The organism is Klebsiella sp. C283 (genome assembly GCF_048822555.1).
GTDB classification, from domain to species: Bacteria; Pseudomonadota; Gammaproteobacteria; order Enterobacterales; family Enterobacteriaceae; genus Klebsiella; species Klebsiella quasipneumoniae.
The window spans coordinates 55,944-78,539 of sequence record NZ_JBMEZS010000005.1; the positions used below are offsets into that span (position 1 = coordinate 55,944).

Here is a 22,596-nt window from a genome sequence, read left to right on the forward strand (position 1 = left end):
ACTGATATGGATGAGAACATCGATGTACTGATTATTGGCAGCGGCCCGGTAGGCGCCGCTTTCGCGCGGCGGATTGCCGACCGCCGCGCCGCGCGGACCCTGGTGGTGGAAGCCGGCGAAGCGCTGACGCCCGCCACCGGGGTTAATATCCGCAACCTGGCGCCAGCGCAGCGGGAAACGGCCTACGACCGCGCCCGGGCGTTTCCGCTGGCCGCCCTGCCGGAAAACCTGCCGGCAGACGCCCTGCAGGCGCGGCCCGGCACCCATCTTCTCGACCCGACGGCGCCCCACAGCGGCATGCCAGCCGCCGCGCTCTCCACTAACCTCGGCGGCATGGGCGTCCACTGGACCTGCGCCTGTCCGCGACCGGGCGGCAGCGAAGTCATTCCCTTTCTCGATCCCCGGGAGATGGCCGACGCCTGGGAGTCGGCAGAGCATTATCTGCAGGTGACCCGCGAAGGATTTCCGGCCACCGCCATCGGCCGGCAAATCGTCGATGCCCTTAATCAGCACTTCGCCAGCGACCGTCCGCCGGCGCGGCTGGCGCAGCCCATGCCGCTGGCCTGCGCCGCGACGCCGGAGGGCAAGCCGCGCTGGTCCGGCGTCGACGCGGTGCTCGGCGAGCTGGCAGAGGAAGAGACCCGCCGCCAGCGCGGGGTGGAGATCCGCACCGCCACCCTTTGCACGCGGATCCTCAGCGAGGACGGCGTCGCCCGCGGGGCGGAGCTGCGCGATCTGCGTACCGGCGAGCAGTATGTGGTGATGGCCAAAGCGGTAGTGGTCGCCGCCGATGCGCTGCGTACGCCGCAGCTGCTGTACGCCTCGGGCATCCGTCCGCGGGCGCTGGGGCGCTGGCTCAACGATCAGCCGCAGGTGATCGCCCTGATTGAAGTGGACGCCCCGCCGGCCGCCGTCGCGCCGACCTCCCCGGTGCGCGACGGACGGGACAATGTCTCCGGCGTCACCTGGCTGCCGTTCCATGAGCCCGATTTTCCGTTCCACGGTCAGCTGATGCAGATGGATACTTCGCCGATCGCCTTTGCCCAGCCGTCGGGTACCCCGGCGAAGCCGGTGGTGGGCCTGGGGCTGTTCCTCGCCAAGGAGCTGCGCGAGGAGGATCGGATCGTCTTCAGTGATGACACCGACGCCGTAGGGCTGCCGAAAATGCAGCTGAACTATCAGTTAACCGACGGCGATCGCCGCCGTTTACAGCAGGCGGTGGCAGTGACTGAACGCGTCGGCGCCGCGCTGGGCCGCGTGGCGCCCGGCGGGGAGGCCATGATCCTGCCGGCGGGCACCTCGCTGCATTACCAGGGAACCTGTCGCCTGGGAGAAGCGAACGACGGCAACAGCGTGGCCGACCGCCGCTCGCGGGTCTGGGGTTTTCACAATCTGTACGTCGGCGGCAACGGGGCGATCCCCACCTCAACCGCCTGCAACCCGACGCTGACCAGCGTCGCGCTGGCGATCCTCGCCGCTGACGATATCGTGACGCGGCTGCTGTAGCGCCTCTGGCTCACCGGGGCACAAGCGGCCCCGCTCCCCGCGAAAGGCGACACCGGTCGCCTTTTTATTGCCGCAATAACCACATAAAACCAATGGTATTTTTGTTTGTGATGGATCACATACGTAATCACAATTTTTCCCCGCGCCGTTCCTGCTCCTACTCTTAAATCCGCGGCTATTCCCGCCGCCACCTGTATCCCTGACCTGCATACTAAAAAACCGCGCCGCCGCCAACGACAGGCGACCCGCGCGATAAAAGGAGAACGTCGTGAGCCATAGTCTGAATCCGCCCCACGCGCCGCAAGCCGGCGCGATCCAGGGCATCATCATCGCCCTGACCGCCTTTCTGCCCATCCTGGCGATCGTTTCCCTGGCGCCGGCGGTCCCGACGCTGATCCAGCACTTTGCCGGCGTGCCTTATGTCGAAACCCTGGTGCCGCTGATGCTCACCGCGCCCGGTCTGGTGATCGCCATCGCCGGGCCCTGCACCGGCTGGCTGGCGGATAAATTTGGCCGCCGCAAACTGCTGCTCAGCGCCACGCTGCTGTATGGCATCTGCGGCACAATGCCGCTGTACATCACCTCCCTGACCGGCATCTTTTGCAGCCGCCTCGGCGTCGGACTGGCGGAGGCGGTGGTATTGACCATCGCCAACACCATGCTGATCGATTACTTTGACGACAAACAGCGCCGCTTCTGGCTGACGGTGCAGGGGGTGATTGGCCCGGCGCTGGCGGTGCTGGTGCTGGCCAGCTCCGGCTATCTGACCGCCCTGCGCTGGAACGGCGCCTTTATGATCTACTTTGTCGCCATCCTGCTGTTTCTGGCGATGTACTTCTGGATGTTCGAACCCGCTCAGGCGGCCCGTCCGCAGCACGCCGCCCAGGCGGCGCAGCATAATCCGTTTCCGTGGCCGCGAGTGATCGCCCTCAGCGTGCTCACCTTTGTCTGCGCCATCATTTATTACGTGTACACCATCAACGGCGCCAACGCCTTTCATACTCTGCAAAACACCAGCCCGCAGCGTATCGGCCTGATTATGTCGCTGGTCAGCCTCGCCGTGCCGGTCGGTTCGCTGCTGTTCGGTCTGGTCTCCCGCCGCTTTACGCCGGAGCGCGTGCTCGCCATCATGCTCTGCCTGATGGGGATCGGAATGCTGGTGGTGGGCGAATCGCGGACGCTGATCGCCATGGGGATCGGCTCCGCCATCCAGCAGCTGGGTGCCGGCATGGCGATTAATGCGATGATTTACTGGGTAGGATCGTTGATTCCGCCCGCCTACTGCGGCCGGGCGATGGGCGCCTGGTCCGGGGCCTTCTTCGCGGGCATGTTCGTCAGCCCGATTATCGTCGGCGCGATCCGCCTGCGGGCCGGGAACGATGTGCTGAGCGCCTTCCTGACGCTCGGCATCGCGGCGCTGGTGCTGGCCGCCGCGATATTTCTTTATACCTTCTCCCGCCATAGCCAGCGCCTGCGTCAGCACAAGCAGGCCAGCGCCTGGCAGTTAGCGAAGTAAAATCCCGCGGCTTAGCCGGCCTCGACGGGGGTAACCAGATAGCTCAGACACATCATGCCCAGATGGCGTTTGAGCTGTTCCCAGTCGCCCTCGCCGGCGGCTTCTGCCGCCGACCCCAGGCCGAGGAAGCGCGCCAGCACGGCATACGAAACCGTAAAGCAGAAGCGGGCGGCCTGCTCTGGCTCCGGGTGGCGGATCTCCGCCGCGGCGTCGAGCAGCTGATCGATAAAGGTCTGCTCATTTTTCTGGTAAGCGGCTTTACCAATCCCCGCCACGCGCTCATCATCCGCCCGCGCCATAAACGGCCGCAGGATCCCGGCATGGCGACGCAGATACTCCGCCTGGACATCCATCAGCGCCGGAAGCCGCTGGCGCAGCGGCAGATTGCGCGCGTGCAGCTGCTGGATCAGCTGCTGCCATTCGGCGTCCAGCTCCTGCATCACCTCCATCATGACGGCGATAAACAGATCTTCTTTGCCGCCGAAGCGGGCATAGATCGAGCCGACAGAAACGCCCGAGCGTTTACTGATTTCAGCAATGGTCAGCAGCTCAAAGGTGCCTTCATGCAGGATTTCACGGCTGGCGGCCATCAGCCGCTCCAGCGCCACCCGGCTCCGGTCCTGTTTCGGCTGGCGCATCGCGGGAAGATCGGTCATCGCAGTTCTCACCTCTTTATCCATAGAAAACCCCCGCAGTGTATTGCAGTTAGCGACCACGCTGCAAATTGCCCACCCGACTCCCCCGTCGGCGATGTGACAAAAGTGTGATGGCGGTCATTTTCATTCTTTGATAAACAACTAGAATCATAATTCTAGTTCTATTTAATAATAACAACCACCACACAACCCAGGAGTTGCTATGCGTTTCTCTGTTTTCCTCGTCGGCCGTTCCACCGCCCCCGAGCAGGATCGTTTTGTCATGCAGTCGCTGATCGATCATGCGCGCCAGGCCGAAGATCGCGGCTTCGATGCGGTCTTTATGCCAGACCATCACTTCACCGGCTATGCGCCGATGTCCAGCGATCCGTTTGTCTTCGCCGCCTACCTGGCCGGCCAGCTGAAAAAGATCCACTTCGGCATGTCGGTGACCACCGTCCCGCTGCACCACCCGGTGCGCTTCGCCGAGCGCGTTAACCTGCTGGATCAACTCACCGAAGGCCGCCTGCTGGTGGGCATCGGCAGCGGCACCACGCCGGAAGAGATGATCGGCTTTGGCGTGAACTACAAGGACGCCTCCAGCTTGCTGCAGGAGAACCTCGATCTGGTCCAGCGGCTGTGGGAGAAAAATATTGAAGACGATCCGATCATTTTCGAAACCGGTCACTATAAGGGCGCGGTAGTCCAGCGCATCGTTCCTGCCCCCTGGCAAAAACCGTTCAACCGCATTATGCCGGTGGCGCTGCGTGAAACCAGCATGCAGCGCGCCGCCGATAACGGCTGGCCGGCCTTTATCCCCGCGTTTACTCCGCCGATCCCGGCCAGCAACGATCCGTTTGGCCAGCTGACCCACTATTTCACCCGCTACCGCGATGCCCTGCTCAACGCCGGCCATAGCGACGAGGTGGTGAACCACTGCCTCTCGTGGACCACCCACACCTGGCAGTGCGTCCATATTGCCCCCACCGACGAGCAGGCCCGCGAAGAGATGCTGCAGATCATGGGCTGGTACCAGCAGGCCATCGACCGGGAATATGAGTACAACAAGCGGGCGGAAGAGTTCAGCGGCGTTACGCTGCACCGCCATCCGGACTGTTTCAGCGAAGAGTGGATCAAAACCTGGTGCCTGTACGGCAGCCCGGAGACCGTCGCCGAGGAGCTGGAACGCCATCAGCAGCTGGGCATCGGCAACGTGCTGCTCGGCTTCACCAACGGCCCGCTGACCGAGGAACGCCTGCGCCTGAGCCAGCAGTCGATCTCGTTGTTTGCGGACCAGATCCTGCCGCGCTTTCGCTAATCCGACCGGGAGATCCTGCTATGAATAAACCTGCTTTCTCACGCCCGCCGCTGCTGATCGGCATCGGCGGCACCACCCGCCCGGGCTCCAGCACCGAGCGCGCCCTCGCCGCCGCGCTGGCCCACGCCCGCACGCTCGGCGCGCAGACCCAGCTGTTCGGCGGCGCTGAACTGGCGGCCCTGCCGCCGTTTAACCCGGAAGTCACCACCCGCACGCCGCAGGAAACGGCGTTTGTCGACGCCGTGCGCCAGGCCGACGGCATTCTGCTGGCCTCGCCGGGCTACCACGGCGGGGTGTCTGGTCTGGTGAAGAACGCCATCGACCTGCTGGAAGATTTGCGCGGCGACAGCCGGGTCTATCTTGATGGCCGGGCGGTGGGCTGCATCGTCACCGCCGCCGGCTGGCAGGGTTGCAACACCACCCTCGGCGCCATGCGCGGGATCGTTCACGCCCTGCGCGGCTGGCCGACTCCGCTGGGGGTGACCCTCAACACCGCCGGCGTGTCGCTGTTCGACAGCGAGGGCCGCTGCACCGACGACGCGGTCCAGCGCGCACTGGCCACCGTAGCCGAACAAGCGCTGGCCTTCGCCCCCGCCGCCCCCTTACGGAGACATGCCGATGCCTGCGCTCAGTCTGTCGCTTAGCGTTGCCGAAAAAGCGCGGCTCACCGCCGGGATGGGGATGTGGTCCACCCACCCTATCCCCCACTCCACGCTGGGTTCAGTCACCCTGTCCGACGGCCCGATGGGGATCACCGGCGGCCGGGTTGACGAGCGGGATATTGCCCTGCTCAGCCCCTGCGGGCTGGCGCTTGGCTCCAGCTGGGACCGCCAGCTGGTCAGCCGGGTTGGCGGCGTCATCGGCGAGGAGGCGCTGCGCACCGGAACGCAGGCGCTGCTGGCGCCTAACCTGAACCTGTTGCGCAGCCCCCTTGCCGGCCGCGCGTTTGAGCTTTTCGGCGAAGACCCGCGGCATATCGCCGAGCTCGGCGCGGCGTGGATCGACGGCGTCCAGCGCCAGGGGGTAGGCTGCATCGTCAAGCATATGGTCTGCAACGATTCGGAAACCGATCGGCGGACCATGAACGTGGTCGTCGATGAAGCCACCCTGCGCGAAGTCTATTTCTGGCCGTTCGAAGTGGCGGCCAGCCGCGGCGTCTGGGGCATGCTGACCGCCTATAACCGGGTGAACGGGATCTATTGCGCCGAGCAGCATCAGGCCATCAGCCAGTGGCTGAAGCGCGATCTCGGCTGGGACGGGCTGGTGATGTCCGACTGGTTCGGCACCCAGAACGGCCCGGCCAGCTTCCGCGCCGGGCTGGATCTGGAGATGCCGGGCCCGGCCCGCCATATGGGCGAGCGCCTGCTGCCCGCGCTGATGGACACCGACAGCGACGCCCGGCGGCTGGACGATGCCGCCGTCCGGCTGGCACGGCTGGCCGAACGGGTCAGCCATCCCCTGCCCTGGGATGGCTCTGCCGCCGCCGAGGCGCAGCGGCGTCACACCCTCGAAGAGGCGGCGGCGGCGGGGTTTGTCCTGCTACACAATCGCCAGCGGCTGCTGCCCCTCGCCGCGCAGGCGGGACAGCGGCTGGCGGTGATTGGCCCCAACGCCACGACGCCCTGCTTCCAGGGCGGGACCTTTGCCAGAGTGGCGCTGATGCCGGGGCTGATCTCTCCTCTGGAGGCCATTCGCCAGCGCTTTTCCGCCGCCGGGGTCGAAATAAGCTATGCCCAGGGGGTGGAGAGCGATTACCGCATCCCGCCTCTGCATCATCTGCCGCTGCGCACCGCCACCGGCGAGCGCGGCCTGGACGTTGCCTACGCCACCGCCGACGGGGGCGTGGTTCATCAGGAGGTGCGCGACGCCTCCTCGCTGATCTGGTTCCGCGATATGCCGGGCGTCGGCGACATGCTGCGCCTGACCGAACGCGCCACCGTGACGGTAAGCTGCCATTTCACCGCGCCGGTGAGCGGCCGCTACGGCTTCTGGATCGGCGGCACCGGGGAGATCGCCCTGCAGCTGAACGGCGAGCGCATGGCGACCTTTAACGGCGAGGCGCTGGAGGGGGATATCATGGGCAAGCTGATGCAAGCCCCGCATACCCGTCTCGACTTCCCGCTGCAGGCGGGGGAAACCCTGACCTTCCGGGCCGAGATGGCGCTGGGCAGCAGTATCGCCCACGGCATCTGGTTCGGCTGCCAGCCCCCGCAAACCATCGATCTGCTGCAGCAGGCGGTCGACCATGCCCGGGCGGCCGACAGCGTGGTGCTGGTGATCGGCGAAACGGCCGATGCCGGTCTGGAGAGCATCGACCGGGACGCTACCGCGCTGCCGGCGCATCAGGTCGCCCTGATCCGCGCCGTCTGCGCGGCGAATCCGCGGACGGTGGTGGTGCTCAACGTCGCCCATCCGGTGGATACCGGGTGTCTCGCCGACGCGGCGGCGGTCATGGTCGTCTGGTATCCGGGCCAGGAGTTTGGCCCGGCGCTGGCCTCGGTGCTGGCCGGGGATCGTGAGCCTGGCGGTCGCCTACCGGTGACCTTCGCCCAGCGTCTGGACGACTATCCGGTGCGCAGCCTGACGCCGGACGCCGCAGGGGACCTCTGGTACCACGAGCGCCAGCAGGTGGGCTATCGCTGGTTTAACGCCCGCGAACGCCCCGCCGCCTGGGCCTTTGGTCACGGTCTGGGGTATGCCGATATCACCCTGAGCGCCGCCGCGCTGACAGGCGACGAGGTGGATGCTATGCAGCTGCGCTGCCGGCTGGAAAACCGCGCCGCCCGCGCCGGAAAAGCAGTGGTCCAGCTCTACCTGCGGGGGCCGGAGACGGCCTGGTCGGCGCTGGCGGAGTTTGCGGCGGTCAGCGTCCCGGCGCACGAGGAAGCCTCCCTGACCCTTGCCCTGCCGCGTCACGCGCTGCAGCGCTGGCAGGTGCCAGCCCAGGAATGGCGCCTGGCCAGCGGCCCCTGGCAGCTGGCGGTGGGTTTCGCCAGCGACGATATCCGGGCAACCTTCGATTTCGTGCTGACTCCCGACGGGAAAATCAGCCACCGGGGCTAAGCCCGGATCGATGTCAAAGAGGGTCGGCAACATGCCGGCCCTCTTTTTTTATTCCTGCGCCAGCCGATTCGCGAAAAAAAACCGCCCGGCGGCAGCGTACCGGCGGGCGGGGTTAAAAGCCTGAGGCGATCGGTGTCAGAAGTTCCAGTACATCGAGGACTGCCAGAGGACCGCCGACTCATGCTTCGGCACCAGCGTCGGGTTATCCTGCCAGGTGATACCGTTGATCCAGTAAATACCTTTCGTCACGCGCAGGGCGTGCGACAGGGAGATGGCGTTGATGCTCTGCGGCGCTTCCATCCCCGCCTCGCCGACATAATCGCGGAACTTTTTACTGATAAAGGAGCGGGTGTAGCCCAGCGAGGTCATATCCTGCTCGCGGCCGGGAAACAGGCCGATGTCAAAGAAGGTCACCTGAAAGTCGCTGGTGTAAGCATTGCGATCGTCCGGCGCGTAGTCCGCTTTCACATCGAGATACAGCCCCAGCGGAAGCCCTTTTTTCGGCTGGGTCAGCTGCATGGTGTTGGCGACGTAGAACGCATAGTTACTACTGCTGTCGCCGGGCTGGTCAAAATACTGGTAGTGCGAGGTGTTATAGATAGCCCCGGCGCGGAACCACAGCGATCGCTGCGACTCGCCCGCCGCCTGCTTAAAGCCAAACTCATTCACCAGGATCGGGTTGGCGCCATCGACGTGCCATTTCAGCCCCGAGGGGTTCTGCTCCACGTCGTCGAGATGTCCGGCAGGCGACATACTGCGGCTGACGGCAAAGTTGTTATAGAACTTCTTATCGCTGTCGCGGACGATGGCGGTGAAGGTCGGCGTCGGCGCGTTGAGGCTGATCCCCACCTGCACCGGGATCACGCTGGTCGGCCCCAGCGCGGCGGAGGAGGAGTTCCCCCCCAGCACCATGCCGTAAAACTGACGAATTAACGGATAAAAACCATACTGCAGTTCCAGCTGGCCGTTTAATAAGGGCTGGTTCACCGCCAGCACCGCAATATTATGCAGTTCCGGATAGCTATCATGATAATTCGAGGTCGCCCACTGGGGAGAAAAGGTAAATTGCGCGTCTTTGCTAAAACCAATTCGGCTTAAATCGTAGGTGACGTTCAGCGACATATTTTGCGACCAGGTAAAATTCTGCCCGGCATATTGTTGCGGGTCAGCGGACTGGCCTTTCAGATCGTACATCACCATCGGGTTCCAGCTTAACTGGACGCCCCACCCGCGGTCGGCCAGCGCGCTGCGAAAGCCGCCAATATCGCCGATGAGCGATTCGCAGGTCGACGGAGGGCTGACGACCTGCGCGGAGCGGGTATTCAGTTTATCCAGTTGCTCACAGGTCCAGGTATCGGCCAGCGCGGTGCTGGAGAATATCGCCAGCGTCAGCGCCGAAAGTGGAAACACTATTTTCTTACTTACGTCGGTACAGCAGAGACTCATAATAAACCCTCATTTTTATTTTTTGCAGGTAAGATGCGCCATATCGTGAAAAATAAATTAGTCACAATACGTTTATTTACAGGGATTAATTAGGCTGAAAGTTAACGCTAAATAAGGTGTACGCTTTTTCTAAATAATGGCCTCCCCTTCCCGCCGGGAGACCGGCGGGCGTGTGGTAATCATGTCGTCAGGTGAAATTAACGAGCCAGCGCGCGGCGGCCCCCCATCCGGGCGCTGGCGATACCCGTCGCGCCGGCGATAGCCAGCGTCAGCAGCGCAAACAGCAGCAGGCTGTCCTGCATGCTGCCGGTCATGCCGTTCAGCAAGGTCATCAGAACCGGGCTGATGAACATGCCGAGGAAAAAGAAGGTGTGCCAGATGCCGATCCCCGTCGCCCGGTGCGGCGCCGGCAGGGCTTCCAACATCCAGGCCAGCATCAGAGGGATCAGCATTCCGTTACCAACCTGCGCGACGAACGCTGCCGCCACGCCGGCCAGCGGATTGTGGGCCACGGCGATAAACAGCAGACCGAGGCCAAAAATGGCGTAAAAAAGGAAAAACTGCCTGTCGACACGCTGCCTGGCGCTACGGCCATACAACCAGGCGCCCAGCGGCACGCCAATGCCCGCAACGGCGGTGGCGATGCCGATCTGGCTGCTGGAGGTCAGCCCGAGCTGACTGAACACCTGGCTTATCTGCAGCGGCTCGAGAAAGTAGAGGATCGCGCTGGCGAGGGTAATCAGGCCGATCGTCGCCATTTTGCGCCGTGGAAAAGCGACAGGCTCCTCGTCAGCGACGCTGTCCGCGCGACGGCGGGTCGCCGGCTCAGCGGTGAACAGGCACAGGCCGATAAAGACCGGGATCGCCAGCGCATACAGGTAGATCGGGCCATACCAGCCCAGGGTGCCCAGCAGGCCAGCGCCCAGCACGATCAGCGTCGACAGTATCGAACCGATGCCGCTCTGCACCGCCAGCCATTTGCTGCGCGCCTCGCCGGCAAAGTAGTCGCCAATCAGCGCATTGGCGGTGGTAAAAATAAAGGCGTCGGCGATGCCCATCACCAGTCGCGCCAGCAGAATGGCATACAGATCGTCGAGCATCACCGGCAGCAGGCCAAACCCCGCGTACAGAGCGGTGGCGGCAATCAGCAGGCGACGACGGCTCAGGCGATCGCCCACCCGCCCCGCCAGCGGAGCCAGCAGCGCCATGCTCACCGCCGGTATGGTGATGATCATCGGCACCAGCAGCTGGGCGTGCGGCTGCGCGGCAAAATGGCCGAACAGGAGCGGCATCACCGGCAGCATGGTCAAGGTCCCCATGATCGGTAACAGGGCCGCCAACATCAGTAAAATCGCCTGTACGGCCCCCGCCTCGCGCGGGGTTGCTGAAACCTTGTGCATCACCATCTTCCGCTCTCCGTCACTGCTTTTTATTTAGAATATGAATTACAGTTCTATTTTTTATCGATAAAGAAAGGCGCTCTGTCGCCCCGGTATCCTGGCTGAACACGCCGCAGCGAACTCAGCACACATACCGTTCTACCCTACCGGATGCAGGTGGCATGGACTGCGATTGCTATCACAATTAATACAATGCATTCACATTAAATTAACATAACCATCGACTCCCTCAGGCGTCGACAATCGCCACCGCGCGGATAAAACCGGCCGAGCCGCGGCGGATCTTGTAGGGAAAACAGCTCACCCAGAAGCCGTGGTCGGGAAGCTGCTCCAGATTGCTCAACTTCTCCATTTGCCCATAGGCGATCTCCCTGCCGGCTTTATGTCCTTCCCAGATCAGCCCGGCGTCGCCGCTGGCCTGAAAGCGTTCGCGGGTAAAGTGGAAGGGCGCATCCCAGCTCCAGGCGTCGGTGCCGACCACCCGTACCCCCTGCTCCAGCAGCCACAGCGTTGCCGCCCGGCCAATGCCGCAGCCGCGCTGCAGATAATCCGGCTGGCCGTAGCGGGCGCCGGCGGCGGTATTGATTAACACGATATCCAGCGGCGACAGGCGATAATCGATCCGCGCCAGCTCGCGCTGCAGATCCTCCGGCTGCAGGATCGCCCCGTCGGCGACATGGCGAAAATCCAGCCGGACGCCGGGGCGCAGGCACCACTCCAGCGGCAGCTCATCGATGCCAAACGCCGGTTCGCCGCCGTTGGTGGTTGAGCTGTAGTGCCAGGGAGCATCCATATGGGTGCCATTGTGCGGCGTCACGGTCAGGCGCTCCGAGGCCCAGGCCTCCTCTCCCGGCATCTGCGTTTTTTCCAGTCCCGGAAACATCGCCGCCATTTCCGGCCATCCCTGCTGATGATCCTGATACTCAATGTTCGGCAGCAGCGGCGGCGGGTCGGTCCAGGGATTGTTATCCAGGGTGACGGAGAGGTCGATCAGCCGACGCCCCTGTAAAAGATTGATCATGGTTTACTCCGTTAACATCACAACATGTTGATCCAGCACGCCAAACAGCGGCCGGCCATCGGGGGCGTGGGCTTCCATCGTCACCCGCTCCCCCGGGGACAAAAACGGCGTGCGCGGCTCGCCGAAGGCCAGCATCTCTATGGCCCGCACCTCGGCGATACAGCTGGCGCCGCGGCTGGCGTCCGGCCCGGACACCGTACCGGAACCCACCACCGTCCCGGCGCGCAGGCGGCGGGTCTGCGCCGCATGGGCAATCAGTTCGCCAAAATGGAAATGCATCTCGCTGCCCGACTGGCAGCCAAACGGCTCGCCATTGCGGGTCACCTGCAGCGTCAGCGCCGCCCGCCCGTGCTGCCAGGCCTCTCCCAGTTCATCCGGGGTAAGGGCCACCGGCGCAAAGGCCGAGGCGGGTTTGGCGTGAATAAAACCAAACCCGGTCTGCATCTCGCGCGGCGCCAGCGCCCGCAGACTGATATCGTTGAGCAAGACGATCAGGCGGATACAGCTCAGCGCCTGCTGCGGCGAGCACCCCTGCGGCACCTCGTCCACCACCACCGCGAACTCGCCCTCAAAGTCGAGACCGTCCTCGACCCGGCGGCAGACTATCCCGGCGTGGGGAGCAAGAAAGTCGTCCCCGCTGCCCTGATACATCAGCGGCGTCTGGTCGGCGCCGGCAATCGGCGGCAGATGAAAGGCCCGCTGCATGCGCTCGCCATGGCTGAGGAAGGCCGAACCGTCCAGCCACTGCCAGGCGCGGGGCAGCGGCGCCAGCAGGCGCCGGGGATCATAGGGCTGCGCCGCCGGGTATCGGCGCGCATTGAGCGCCTGATAGCGCGCCTGCAGCGCAGGCCAGACCCGCGCGGCCTGCTCCAGCGCCTGCTGAAGCGTCGGTGCGATATCCGCCGCATCGGCCATCAGCGTCAAATCGCCCGAGACCACCACCAGGCAGCCGTCGCGTTCACCGTTATCTCGTGTTGCCAGTTTCATAACCTGCCTCCTCCAGCAGACAGAGCCAGCCGTCGGCGTCCACCTCGCCAGCCAGCGGACTCAGACGTTGGCCTACGCAGGCGCCCTGCACGCAGAGGCCGCTGTCCGGCATAAAAATCGCCCCGTGGGCGAAGCAGACCAGCCGGTCGCCCCGGGCGTTGAAAAAAGCGTCCTGCCGCCAGTTCATCGGGGTATCCAGATGCGGACAGCGGTTACGCCACAGATAGAGCGTTCCCTGATAGCGGCAGGCAATCACCGTCGCCTGCCCGCTGCCCGTAGGGTCAAATCCCCGCGCCTGGCCCTCGGCCAGGCTGTCGGCACGGCACAGGCGAACCATCAGCGGGCGTTATCCGGACCGGGGGCCCACTTCTCGCGATACCCCAGCAGGAAATATTGCGAGTTATCGGCTCCCGGCAGCGCTTCGCGCGGCTGCCAGTGGTCATCGTGCTGATCCATATCGGCGTCGTATTCGATGTGACACCCGAGCGGGCTGTTGAAGTACCAGAACCAGTTCGATCCCAGCTGATGGCGCCCCGGCCCCCAGAAGGTCTGATACCCCTTCTGCTGAAAGCGGCTGCCGGCCATCATCAGCTCGGTGGGGCCGCCGAGATGAAAGGTAAAGTGTTCAATACCGGTCATAAACGGCGGGGCCTGGATCAGAAACAGGGTATGGTGATCCTGGGTGCCGGCGGGCCGCAGGAAGGGGCCGACGTGGGTGAAGCGATCGGTACAGACAAAGCCCAGCCGTTGATAGAAGGCTTCCGCGCGCGCGGCGTCCGGCACAAAATAGACCACATGGGAGAGCGAGCGCGGCTCTGCCGCCATGTCAGCGCTGGCCCCGGTCTGGTTGACCGGCCGCCCGGCGCGATCCCCCGGGGCGTTGATTTTCTCCCCTTCCCGCTGCAGCGGCTGGCGCTGGCTGACGCGAAACCCGAGGGCAAAGCCGGCATCATCGACGCAGCGCAGCACGCCGTCGGCGCCGAGCTTCACCTCGCGATCGCGGCGCAGCGTCTCGGCGATCGCCTCAAGGGTGGCGCTATCCGCCACGCCATAGACGGTTTCCCGCAGCTGGCTGCCGCTGGGCAGCGCCGCGGGCAGCGACGGATCGTCACGCTCCCGCAGCAGCACCCCGGTGCCATCCAGCGCGCTAAAGAAACCGTTCTCCTGCTCCCGTAAACCGTAGTCGAGAAGAAACTGTCGGCAGCCCGCCAGGTCATCGACGCCAAATACCAGATAATCCGGACCAAGAATATTCATCGCGGTTGTTCCTTATGCGTGTTCAGGCCACCCGGCCGCCGAGGGCTTCCGCCACCCAGTCAGCGATGTAGTGCCCGGCGTTAATCGAGTTGTCGAAGCTGGAGTGCTGCACACCGCCCTCGCGGTCAGTAAAAATTTTCAGCTCGCGGCGTGGACTGTTCACCAGCTGGTCGTAGGTGCGCTGCGCCCATTTCACCGGGATCTGCGAGTCCTTTTCACCATGGGTGACGAGGAAAGGCACCCGTATGCGGTCGAGAATGCCGTCGAGATGGACGTTCTCCGCGATGCGCATAAAAGCGTCGATATCCTCGCCCCCCCACACCCAGCGCACATGCTGCCAGTAGTGCGGTACCGGAAAATCGCCTTCGCGTTCGCGGCGGCGCTGCTGTACCTCCCGCCAGTCGTGATTGGCGCCCCACACCACGCCGCAGGCGAAGCGCGGCTCAAACGCCACCGCCCGCGGGCAGTAATAGCCGCCCAGCGAGACCCCTTCCATGCCGATACGCCCGGCATCCACCTCCGGGTGCTGTTCCAGCCAGTCAACGATCCGGCTGGCCCAGTGCTCGCTGTCATAGCGGGCCTGCATGCCGTGAAGACGCAGCGCTTCGCCGGTTCCCGGCTGGTCGACCACCAGCGAGGAGACCCCGCGCCGCGCCAGCCACTGCGGCAGCCCCACCAGATATTTCATCTCTTTGGTGGAGTCGAGACCGTTGACCTGCACCAGCAGCGGCGCGCGGCCGGTCGCCCCTTCGGCGCGGACGTAAAGCGCCGACAGGGTTTTGCCCTCGTAGGGAATAGTCACCCGCTGACAGTTGGCATGGGTATGGTGCAGCCCGGCGGCAAAGACATCGAGAAAGCGGCGGTACAGCGCATCGCGGTCCGGCGCGCCATGCGCCTGCAGGCGCTCGCAGGTCAGGTAATAGTTGGCCGCCCGAAGATATTTCTCTCCTGCCGACAGCCGCCGCCCCCGCGCCTCATCTTCGCCGGCCAGCGCGCATAATTTATCGGCCATGCGGGACCAGGTTTCCCGGAACGCGCGGGTGCCTTCGGCGTCGGGATGCTCGGACGCGGCCAATAGCGGCGCGCACATCTCTTCGATCTCACCGATGCGGGCGCCCATCTCGATGGAGAGATCCACCGACAGGTTCCAGACATAGTTTTTAGGGAAATAGCGAAACATAGGGTCATCCTTCAACATTCAGTCGCAATCGCTGTAGCGCAGGCACTGTCACATAAAGCACCTGCGGGCGACCAATCATGTCTCAGGATGTCAGGTATCGACGGGAGCAATACCAGTGGGTTAGCGTGCGCTGGCGACGATTTTCGCTTTCAGCCAGCCGAAGATAGGATCGTTATCCAGCGAGCGGTGCCAGCCGATAAATTCGCGCATGACCGGCAGCGTCACCGGGACCGGGAAAAGACGCAGCGGCAGCATCGCCGCGTACTGCTCCGCCAGCCGCCGGTGCAGCGTGGCGATCCGCGAGGTGCCGATCAGCAGCTGCGGAACGCAGTGGTAGCTGTGGGTCACCACCTCGATACGGCGGCTCAGCCCCGACTCGGCAAACAGATTGCCCTCCAGCCCCGGCTGCCGCTCGCGGCCAAAGACCACCGACACATGCCCCAGCTGTTGCCAGGCTTCAAGGGTCAGCGCCTCGCCGGTGTGGGGATTGTCCGCCCAGGCCAGGCAGACAAACTCTTCGTCAAACAGCGCTTCGGCGGGATGGTCGGCGGCCATAAAACGCTCCGGCGCCACGATGATATCCAGCTCGCCGCGGTTGAGCATGCCGGTGGACTGGGCGTCCGGCGAGAAAAACTCAAAGGTCATATTCGGCGCCTGCAGATGTACCGCCTGCAGCGCATCCTTCAGCATCACGTTGATAACGTAATCCGAGGCCATAATGCGGAAATGGCGCTTACTGGTTGCCGGCTCATCCACCGGCCGGCGGGCAATGGAGGTCTGAATTTTCATCAGCACGTCGCGGACCGGCTCCCGCAGCTCTTCCGCCAGCGGCGTGGGCCGCATCTTTCTGCCCACCTGGGTGAGCAGATCGTCCTCAAAGTAGGTGCGTAGCCGGTTGAGCACCCCGCTGGTGGCAGACTGGGTCATATGCAACCGGCCCGCGGCGCGGGTGATGTTCTGTTCATCGAGTAACACATCCAGTGCCACCAGTAAGTTCAGATCAAGATGTTGGTAACGCATGGGTCCCCCGGCGAGAAATGGCGTGCTTATCCTGTGGCTTAATTTAACTTTTCTGCAACTTTTTGTTTTCAATTTCCACGGCGATATCGTTTTTTGCGATAGCGATCATTCTTTATCGCGATTAGTCAGCGCGCCGCTGGCCTGGTTAACGTCCTCTACTCTGTACCCTGGAGAAAACAGCTACGATGAACATCAATAACGTATTAATCGTTGGCGGCGGCATCGGCGGTCTGTGCACCGCCATCGCCCTCCGCCAGGCCGGCGTCGCCGTCGACGTGGTGGAGATCCAGCCGCAGTGGCGGGTCTACGGCGTCGGTATCATTCAGCAGAACAATGTCGTGCGGGAAATGCAGCGGCTTGGGGTGCTGGAACGCTATCTGGACGCCGCCTGGCCGTTTGACAGCGTCTCAGTGCACACCCTGAGCGGCCACCAGCTGGCCAGCTTTCCCGGCCAGCGGCTGGCGGGTGAACAGTTCCCGGCCAACGTCGGCATCTCCCGCCTGGCCCTGCACAACGTCCTCTGTTCCACCGCCCGGGAGCTGGGGGTCCGACTGACCACTGGCGAGAGTATTGACGCCATCCGTCAGGTTGACGATGCCGTGGAGGTGAGCTTCAGCCGCGGCGGCCAGGGGCGCTACGATCTGCTGGTAGGCGCCGACGGGATCTACTCCCGGGTGCGCGGCATGCTGTATGGCGAGCGCTATCGTCCCCGCTTTACCGGTCAGGGCGTTTGGCGCTACAACTTTCCGCGTCCGCCGGAGGTGGACCATCTGATGTGCTTTATGGGCGAGAGCTGCAACTGCGGGCTGGTGCCGCTGGGGGAAGATCTGATGTATCTGTTTATCACCTCCCACGAAGCGGATAACCCCCGCTACGCCCGCTACCAGCTGGCGGCGGAGATGCGCCGCCGTCTGCCGCCCGGCGCGGGGTTACCGGGGAGCCTGCGGGAGCATATCGTTAACAACGACGAGGTCGTCTATAAGCCGCTGGAGGAGCTGTTCGTCGACGATCCCTGGTATCAGGGACGAGTCGTACTGGTGGGCGACGCGGTTCACGCTACCACCCCACATCTCGGTCAGGGGGCGGGCATGGCAATTGAGGATGCCATCGTGCTGCGCGAAGCGCTGCAGCAGACCGACAGCGTCGCAGCCGCGCTGGCGCATTTTGACGCCCGCCGTCGGCCGCGCTGTCAGCAGATCTGGGCCGCCTCGCTGCAGGTGGGCGAGAGCGAGATCCACCGCGATCGCCATTTTGACCGTCAGCGGGCGATCGGCGATATGATGACCCTGACGGCGAGACCGATATAAACGACGCCCCCTCCGCCGGCCAGGCCGGCGGAGTATTCTCTTGTTCATTCGTCGACACGACCGCCCTCTCCCCTCTTTCACCAGACGCTCACCTTTCGCCATGGAAAATATACCGGCGTGCCTCGTGATATTTGACACCCCTCCATCATGATGGCTAAGGTATATTTCAGCCCGCCTTTATCATGGATAAGGAAAATACGGAGATGAATATTATTCCGACTGTGATCTTAAAATATGCTATCGCTATTATCCCGCTGATTATTCAAATTTTTGCCGTGCGTTCTGGCTGGGTATTCCCTAAAGATAAAATATTCACCTCGCGCAAAAACATCAGTGAGTTCGCCGCTGCGCTGCATAAAAACAGCGACGACCCCGATCTGCAACGGATCGCGTACGAATATGGTATCGCCGCGCTGACCAAAGATAAAAACCTGACCATGGAACAACGAAAAATACTGTTGAAATGCAAAAATCCGGTCAGCGATATTGATAATTACAGCAAGTGCCAGCATTTAATTTCCGTCAATAATGAAAAGCGGATATTCAAATGGAAAAAGCGGGGCTATCGCTTCTGGCTCTATCGCAAATGCGTCGAAGTCATCAGTCTGGCGCTCTATTTTATTGGCGGCTTCTTAACGGCTCTGCCTTTCCTCTATGAAGGCCTCGCCAGCCCGGCGGTGATTGAGCGGATTAATCATTTATCCCGTCTGCAAAAATTCTGTATGGCAAGTTATCTGTTCGCCTGCGGGGTTTGTCTGGCGCTGATCTGCCTGCATAAACTCTCCACCCTCTCGATCGCGGAAAAAACCATCAAAGCGAATCGCTAACCCGCCCACCGCCCGGCGACCTGTCCACATCAGCGGCCCCTAACCCTGTGGATAACCTGGAGGCAGTTGCCCGGCAGCCCCAGCACAAGCGGGCTACCGGCCACCGTTCGTTTTTTGAACAGGAAAACACCCCCGCCGGACCGCGCGCTGAGCGCGAACCCCGCCACCACGGCGGAGGGAAGCGTCCGCCCCGCTTAATAATTCCACTTCGGCCGCGCCACCGTGTTTTTCTTCAGCAGATCGCGGAACGCTTTCAGATAGGGTTCATTACTGCGCCCGCGCTTACAGATGGCCGAGAACGGCGACTGAAAGCCAAACTCGTTGGGCAACAGCACCCGCAGGCGGTTCTCTTTGATCCACGGCCAGGCGTAATGCTCCGGCAGATAGCCAATATATTTCCCCGAGAGGATCAGCAGCAGCTGGGCGTCGACGGTCTCAACGGTGGCGCTGCCTTTGCTGAAGCCCCGGCGGCGGAGATCGCTGGTGTTCCAGTAGCTGCGGGTCACCAGCGGACACTGGCTGATCTGCTCTTTATCGAGCTGGCGGCTGAAGAACATCGGGTGCAGATCGCTGCAATAGAGCCAGTGCTGCTCGCGATACAGTGGCTCGCTGATGATGTTATGCACCTGCGAGTTGTAGCTGCCGATGGCCAGGTCGATATGGTTGTTCAGCACCCCGTTCAGTTGCTCCGCCGGGGTGCGAATAATCAGTTTGATATGCACATGGGGAAATTTGTCGCTGAAGCTGCGCAAGACCACCGGCAGCGAGAGCGCCGTTTCGGTCTCGATGGAGTCGAGCGTCGAAATGCACAGGGTGCCGCTGTGCTCCCCTTTGAGCAGGGCCGACTGCCGCTCCAGCTCATTGAGTTCGCTCAGCACGCGGATCGCCTGCTGTAAAAACTGCTGTCCTTTTTCCGTTAAGGAAAAGCCGCCGCGCCCGCGCTGACAGAGGGTGAAGCCGAGCTGCCCCTCCAGTTGCGACATCGCATTGCTGATGGCGGAGACGGAAATGCCCAGCTTCTGCTGGGCCCGGCTGTAGCTCTCCAGGCGGGCCACCGCCTCGAAAACCTGCAGCTGGCGAATATTGAGGCTGGCGTCGTGATGCATCGTATTTAGTTCACCAATAAATGAACTGAGTATTTACGCCAGACGATGTAAAGTCCAGCGCGGCTTGCGCACTATCTCTCCTGTTACGTTTCATCCGTCAGATTCAGGAGCAGACATGGATAACCTCTTTCACCAACCGCAGGGTGGCAATGAGATGCCACGCTTCGCCGGCCGCGCCACGATGATGCGCCTGCCGTTTATCGAAGATTTACAGGGACTTGATGCGGCATTTGTCGGCATTCCGCTGGATATCGGCACCTCGCAGCGCTCAGGCACGCGCTACGGACCGCGCTATATTCGCGCCGAATCGGTGATGATCCGTCCGTACAATATGGCGACCGGCGCCGCGCCGTTCGACTCGCTGTCGGTAGCCGACATCGGCGATGTGCCGATCAATACCTACAGTTTGCTCAAATCGGTGCAAATTATTGAAGATTACTACACCGGTTTGAATAGTTATACGCTGATCCCCCTCACCCTCGGCGGGGACCACACCATTACCCTGCCCATCCTGCGGGCGCTGACCAAAAAACATGGGCCGGTGGGGCTCATCCACGTCGACGCCCATACCGACACCAATGATGAGATGTTCGGTGAGAAAATCGCCCACGGCACCACCTTCCGCCGCGCCGTTGAGGAGGGACTACTCGACCTCAAGCGGGTGGTGCAGATTGGCCAGCGCGCCCAGGGCTATGCCGCCGGGGACTTCCAGTGGGGCGTCGACCAGGGCTTTCGCCTGGTGCAGGCGGAGCAGTGCTGGCATACCTCGCTGGCACCGCTGATGGCCGAAGTCCGCCAGCAGATGGGCGACGGGCCGGTGTATCTCAGCTTTGATATCGACAGCCTCGATCCTATCTGGGCCCCGGGAACCGGGACGCCGGAAGTCGGCGGCCTGACCTCCATTCAGGCGCTGGAGATCGTCCGCGGCTGCCGCGGCCTGAACCTGATTGGCGCCGATCTGGTTGAAGTCTCGCCCCCCTATGACGTGAGCGGTAATACCTCCCAGCTGGCGGCCAACCTGCTGTACGAGATGCTCTGCGTCCTGCCCGGCGTGAAGTACGCCTGAGGAAGCCGCCATGGAGCTGAAATGCTTTCGCACCCTCTGGGGAGTGACGACCCCCTGGCCGCAAACGCTGGATGAACTGCAGCGCGTCGGCTGCTGCGGTATCGAAGCCCGCGTCCCGTTAACGGCGGAGGAGCGGCGGCAGCTCGCCGACCGCCTGCAGGCGTCGGGGCTGGAGTATGTCGCCATTCTCTTCAGCGGCGGCGGGGTGCTCCCCGCTCAGCATGAAACGCCGGAGCAGCATCTGGCACGCCTGCGGATCCGCTTCGCCGAGGCCAGCGGCCTCAACCCGCGCTTTGTCAATCTGCTGGCGGGCAACGATCGCTGGCCGCTGGCGCAGCAGGTCGATTTTCTCGGCAAGGCGCACGAGCTGGCCGCCGGGTTTGGGTTGACCTGCAGCTTTGAAACCCATCGCGCCACCTCGCTGTACAGCCCGTGGCTCACCCTGGAGATCATTCAGCAGCTCCCCCAGCTGCGCTTTACCGCCGACATCAGCCACTGGGTGGTGGTCAGCGAGCGCCTGCTGGATGACCCCTGCGATGACTTCAGCGCCTTTATCGACCGCGTGCATCACGTGCAGGCCCGGGTGGGCTACGACCAGGGGCCGCAGGTGCCGCACCCGGCGGCGCCGGAGTATCAGCCGGCGCTGTCCTTTGCCGAGCGCTTCTGGGAGCAAATCTGGCATTCGCAGCGCCGGCGCGGCTACCCGCAGACCACCCTGACGCCGGAGTTTGGCGCCGACGGCTATCTGCACCATCTGCCGTTCACCAACGTTCCGGTGGCCGACCTATGGTCGCTCAACGCCTGGATGGCCGCGCGCCAGCAGGCCCACTTTCAGCAGTTTTTAACGCTCACTGAACAGGAACCGCAGCCATGACCGCCGTGAAGCACGCTTTTACTGAACTCCCGACCATCGATATCCGCGATCTGGCCGGCGACGATCTCGCCAGGCGCCAGGCGGTGGCCGACGCCATCGGCCGCGCGGCGCGCGAGGTGGGCTTTTTCTACATCACCGGCCACGGCATCGACCCGGCGCTGATCGCCGGCGTCCGCGAGGCGGCGAAGCAGATCTTCGCCCTGCCGATGGCGGAGAAGATGAACTATTACATCGGCCGCTCCAAAAGCCATAAGGGCTACGTCCCGGAAGGAGAAGAGATCTACGGCGCCGGCAAGCCGGACCATAAAGAGGCCTTCGATATTGGCTTCCAGGCGGCAGACGACCATCCGCTGGTGCTCGCCGGTACGCCGCTGATCGGCGCCAACGAGTGGCCCGACCTGCCGGATTTCCGCGCGCGTGTGCTGGCCTACTACGACGCGGTCTTCGCCCTCGGCCACCGCCTGTTCGACGCTTTCGCCCTCGCGCTCGGTCTGCCGGAAGGGTATTTCAAACCGATGGTGACCTGCCCGCCGGCCAAGCTGCGGCTCATCCATTACCCGTTCGACGCCAGCGTCGAAGATGTTCCCGGAATTGGTGCACACACCGACTATGAGTGCTTCACCCTGCTGCTCGCCGACCAGCCCGGGCTTGAAGTCCTCAATGAAGAAAGCGTGTGGATCGACGCGCCTCCCGTCACGAACGCCGCCGGAGAAGAGGCGTTCGTGATCAATATCGGCGACATGCTGGAAGTGCTCAGCGCTGGCACATTTGTTGCTACAGCCCACCGGGTGCGCAAAGTGCCGCAGGAGCGGTACTCCTTCCCGCTGTTTTTCGCCTGCGATTACCACACGCTGATCCGCCCGCTGCCGACCTTTCTCGCCGCCGGCGAAGCCAGCGAATATCAGGAGCTGAGCATCGGCGAGCATATGTGGAGCCAGGCGCTGCAAACCTATCGCTATCTGCGCGAGAAGGTCAATCGCGGCGAGCTCCAGCTGCCGGCGCGCGCGCGCGGCACCCATACCTTTGGCCATCTGAAAAAACAGGCACAGCAAAAAAAACCCTAACCA

Annotated in this window: 20 protein-coding genes; 10 read left to right on the forward strand and 10 right to left on the reverse strand. The window is 63.1% G+C overall.

The window, feature by feature from the left end; genetic code table 11:
* The first annotated feature begins 6 nt into the window (after positions 1-6).
* Both ACOI7Z_RS10905 and ACOI7Z_RS10910 read left to right on the forward strand, forming a co-directional pair.
* Entirely contained in the window at positions 7-1,506 is a 1,500-nt protein-coding gene (locus ACOI7Z_RS10905) for a GMC oxidoreductase (protein WP_087849585.1), read from the forward strand.
* A 268-nt stretch (positions 1,507-1,774) separates the two neighbouring features.
* The gene (locus tag ACOI7Z_RS10910) at positions 1,775-3,022 is read left to right on the forward strand and encodes an MFS transporter (RefSeq protein ID WP_087849586.1); all 1,248 of its coding nucleotides are present in this window, start codon (positions 1,775-1,777) and stop codon (positions 3,020-3,022) included.
* Between the two features lie 11 nt (positions 3,023-3,033).
* On the opposite strand, the gene ACOI7Z_RS10915 is transcribed toward ACOI7Z_RS10910, so the two are convergent.
* Positions 3,034-3,678 (reverse strand): TetR/AcrR family transcriptional regulator, encoded by a 645-nt coding sequence (locus ACOI7Z_RS10915; RefSeq protein WP_087849665.1) that lies wholly within the window; start codon positions 3,676-3,678, stop codon positions 3,034-3,036.
* Positions 3,679-3,880: 202 nt separating this feature from the next.
* Between ACOI7Z_RS10915 and ACOI7Z_RS10920 the strand changes: the two genes are divergently transcribed.
* The 3 genes from ACOI7Z_RS10920 to ACOI7Z_RS10930 are packed head-to-tail and all read left to right on the forward strand — an operon-like array spanning position 3,881 to position 8,038.
* Positions 3,881-4,975, forward strand: coding sequence for an LLM class flavin-dependent oxidoreductase (locus tag ACOI7Z_RS10920; RefSeq protein ID WP_014907086.1), 1,095 nt, complete (start codon positions 3,881-3,883; stop codon positions 4,973-4,975).
* A 20-nt stretch (positions 4,976-4,995) separates the two neighbouring features.
* Complete coding sequence (locus tag ACOI7Z_RS10925) at positions 4,996-5,619, forward strand: NADPH-dependent FMN reductase (RefSeq protein ID WP_048298064.1); 624 nt, start codon at positions 4,996-4,998, stop codon at positions 5,617-5,619.
* Complete coding sequence (locus tag ACOI7Z_RS10930; protein ID WP_087849587.1) at positions 5,594-8,038, forward strand: beta-glucosidase family protein; 2,445 nt, start codon at positions 5,594-5,596, stop codon at positions 8,036-8,038. Before ACOI7Z_RS10925 ends, ACOI7Z_RS10930 begins: the two co-directional genes overlap by 26 nt.
* Positions 8,039-8,173: 135 nt before the next feature.
* Here the strand turns inward: ACOI7Z_RS10930 and ACOI7Z_RS10935 are convergent, their stop codons facing one another.
* The 8 genes from ACOI7Z_RS10935 to ACOI7Z_RS10970 form a co-directional block, all read right to left on the reverse strand.
* Positions 8,174-9,484 carry a carbohydrate porin gene (locus ACOI7Z_RS10935; protein WP_043521376.1) on the reverse strand — a complete coding sequence of 437 codons (1,311 nt, stop codon included), beginning with the start codon at positions 9,482-9,484 and terminating at the stop codon, positions 8,174-8,176.
* A 197-nt stretch (positions 9,485-9,681) separates the two neighbouring features.
* Entirely contained in the window at positions 9,682-10,884 is a 1,203-nt protein-coding gene (locus tag ACOI7Z_RS10940; RefSeq protein WP_240513459.1) for an MFS transporter, read from the reverse strand.
* Positions 10,885-11,113: 229 nt separating this feature from the next.
* A complete protein-coding gene (locus ACOI7Z_RS10945; protein ID WP_023290715.1) occupies positions 11,114-11,905 on the reverse strand; it encodes a cyclase family protein in 792 nt (263 codons plus the stop codon).
* A 3-nt stretch (positions 11,906-11,908) separates the two neighbouring features.
* Complete coding sequence (locus tag ACOI7Z_RS10950; protein WP_032454935.1) at positions 11,909-12,892, reverse strand: fumarylacetoacetate hydrolase family protein; 984 nt, start codon at positions 12,890-12,892, stop codon at positions 11,909-11,911.
* Positions 12,870-13,229: a Rieske (2Fe-2S) protein gene (locus tag ACOI7Z_RS10955; protein WP_048298070.1), complete on the reverse strand. Its 360-nt coding sequence runs from the start codon at positions 13,227-13,229 to the stop codon at positions 12,870-12,872. The genes ACOI7Z_RS10950 and ACOI7Z_RS10955 overlap by 23 nt, the downstream gene beginning before the upstream one ends.
* Complete coding sequence (locus ACOI7Z_RS10960) at positions 13,229-14,149, reverse strand: VOC family protein (RefSeq protein ID WP_044524437.1); 921 nt, start codon at positions 14,147-14,149, stop codon at positions 13,229-13,231. The genes ACOI7Z_RS10955 and ACOI7Z_RS10960 overlap by 1 nt, the downstream gene beginning before the upstream one ends.
* 22 nt (positions 14,150-14,171) lie before the next feature.
* Positions 14,172-15,329: an alpha/beta hydrolase family protein gene (locus ACOI7Z_RS10965; protein ID WP_023290719.1), complete on the reverse strand. Its 1,158-nt coding sequence runs from the start codon at positions 15,327-15,329 to the stop codon at positions 14,172-14,174.
* 120 nt (positions 15,330-15,449) lie between these two features.
* On the reverse strand, positions 15,450-16,349 hold the full coding sequence (locus ACOI7Z_RS10970) for a LysR family transcriptional regulator (RefSeq protein ID WP_023290720.1): 900 nt from the start codon (positions 16,347-16,349) through the stop codon (positions 15,450-15,452).
* 185 nt (positions 16,350-16,534) lie between these two features.
* On the opposite strand from ACOI7Z_RS10970, the gene ACOI7Z_RS10975 reads away from it, so the two are divergent.
* Both ACOI7Z_RS10975 and ACOI7Z_RS10980 read left to right on the forward strand, forming a co-directional pair.
* The gene (locus ACOI7Z_RS10975; RefSeq protein ID WP_087849589.1) at positions 16,535-17,656 is read left to right on the forward strand and encodes an FAD-dependent oxidoreductase; all 1,122 of its coding nucleotides are present in this window, start codon (positions 16,535-16,537) and stop codon (positions 17,654-17,656) included.
* 203 nt (positions 17,657-17,859) lie between these two features.
* Positions 17,860-18,483 carry a hypothetical protein gene (locus ACOI7Z_RS10980; protein WP_087849590.1) on the forward strand — a complete coding sequence of 208 codons (624 nt, stop codon included), beginning with the start codon at positions 17,860-17,862 and terminating at the stop codon, positions 18,481-18,483.
* Between the two features lie 194 nt (positions 18,484-18,677).
* On the opposite strand, the gene ACOI7Z_RS10985 is transcribed toward ACOI7Z_RS10980, so the two are convergent.
* Complete coding sequence (locus ACOI7Z_RS10985; RefSeq protein ID WP_420702229.1) at positions 18,678-19,589, reverse strand: LysR family transcriptional regulator; 912 nt, start codon at positions 19,587-19,589, stop codon at positions 18,678-18,680.
* Between the two features lie 115 nt (positions 19,590-19,704).
* Between ACOI7Z_RS10985 and speB the strand changes: the two genes are divergently transcribed.
* From speB to ACOI7Z_RS11000, 3 genes are read left to right on the forward strand one after another with little or no spacing between them, the layout of a single operon-like run.
* Positions 19,705-20,655, forward strand: coding sequence for an agmatinase (gene speB, locus ACOI7Z_RS10990; protein ID WP_087849591.1), 951 nt, complete (start codon positions 19,705-19,707; stop codon positions 20,653-20,655).
* Between the two features lie 10 nt (positions 20,656-20,665).
* Positions 20,666-21,529, forward strand: a complete 864-nt coding sequence (locus ACOI7Z_RS10995; RefSeq protein WP_087849592.1) for a sugar phosphate isomerase/epimerase family protein — start codon at positions 20,666-20,668, stop codon at positions 21,527-21,529.
* Positions 21,526-22,593: an isopenicillin N synthase family dioxygenase gene (locus ACOI7Z_RS11000; RefSeq protein ID WP_023290725.1), complete on the forward strand. Its 1,068-nt coding sequence runs from the start codon at positions 21,526-21,528 to the stop codon at positions 22,591-22,593. The genes ACOI7Z_RS10995 and ACOI7Z_RS11000 overlap by 4 nt, the downstream gene beginning before the upstream one ends.
* Positions 22,594-22,596 lie beyond the last annotated feature (3 nt).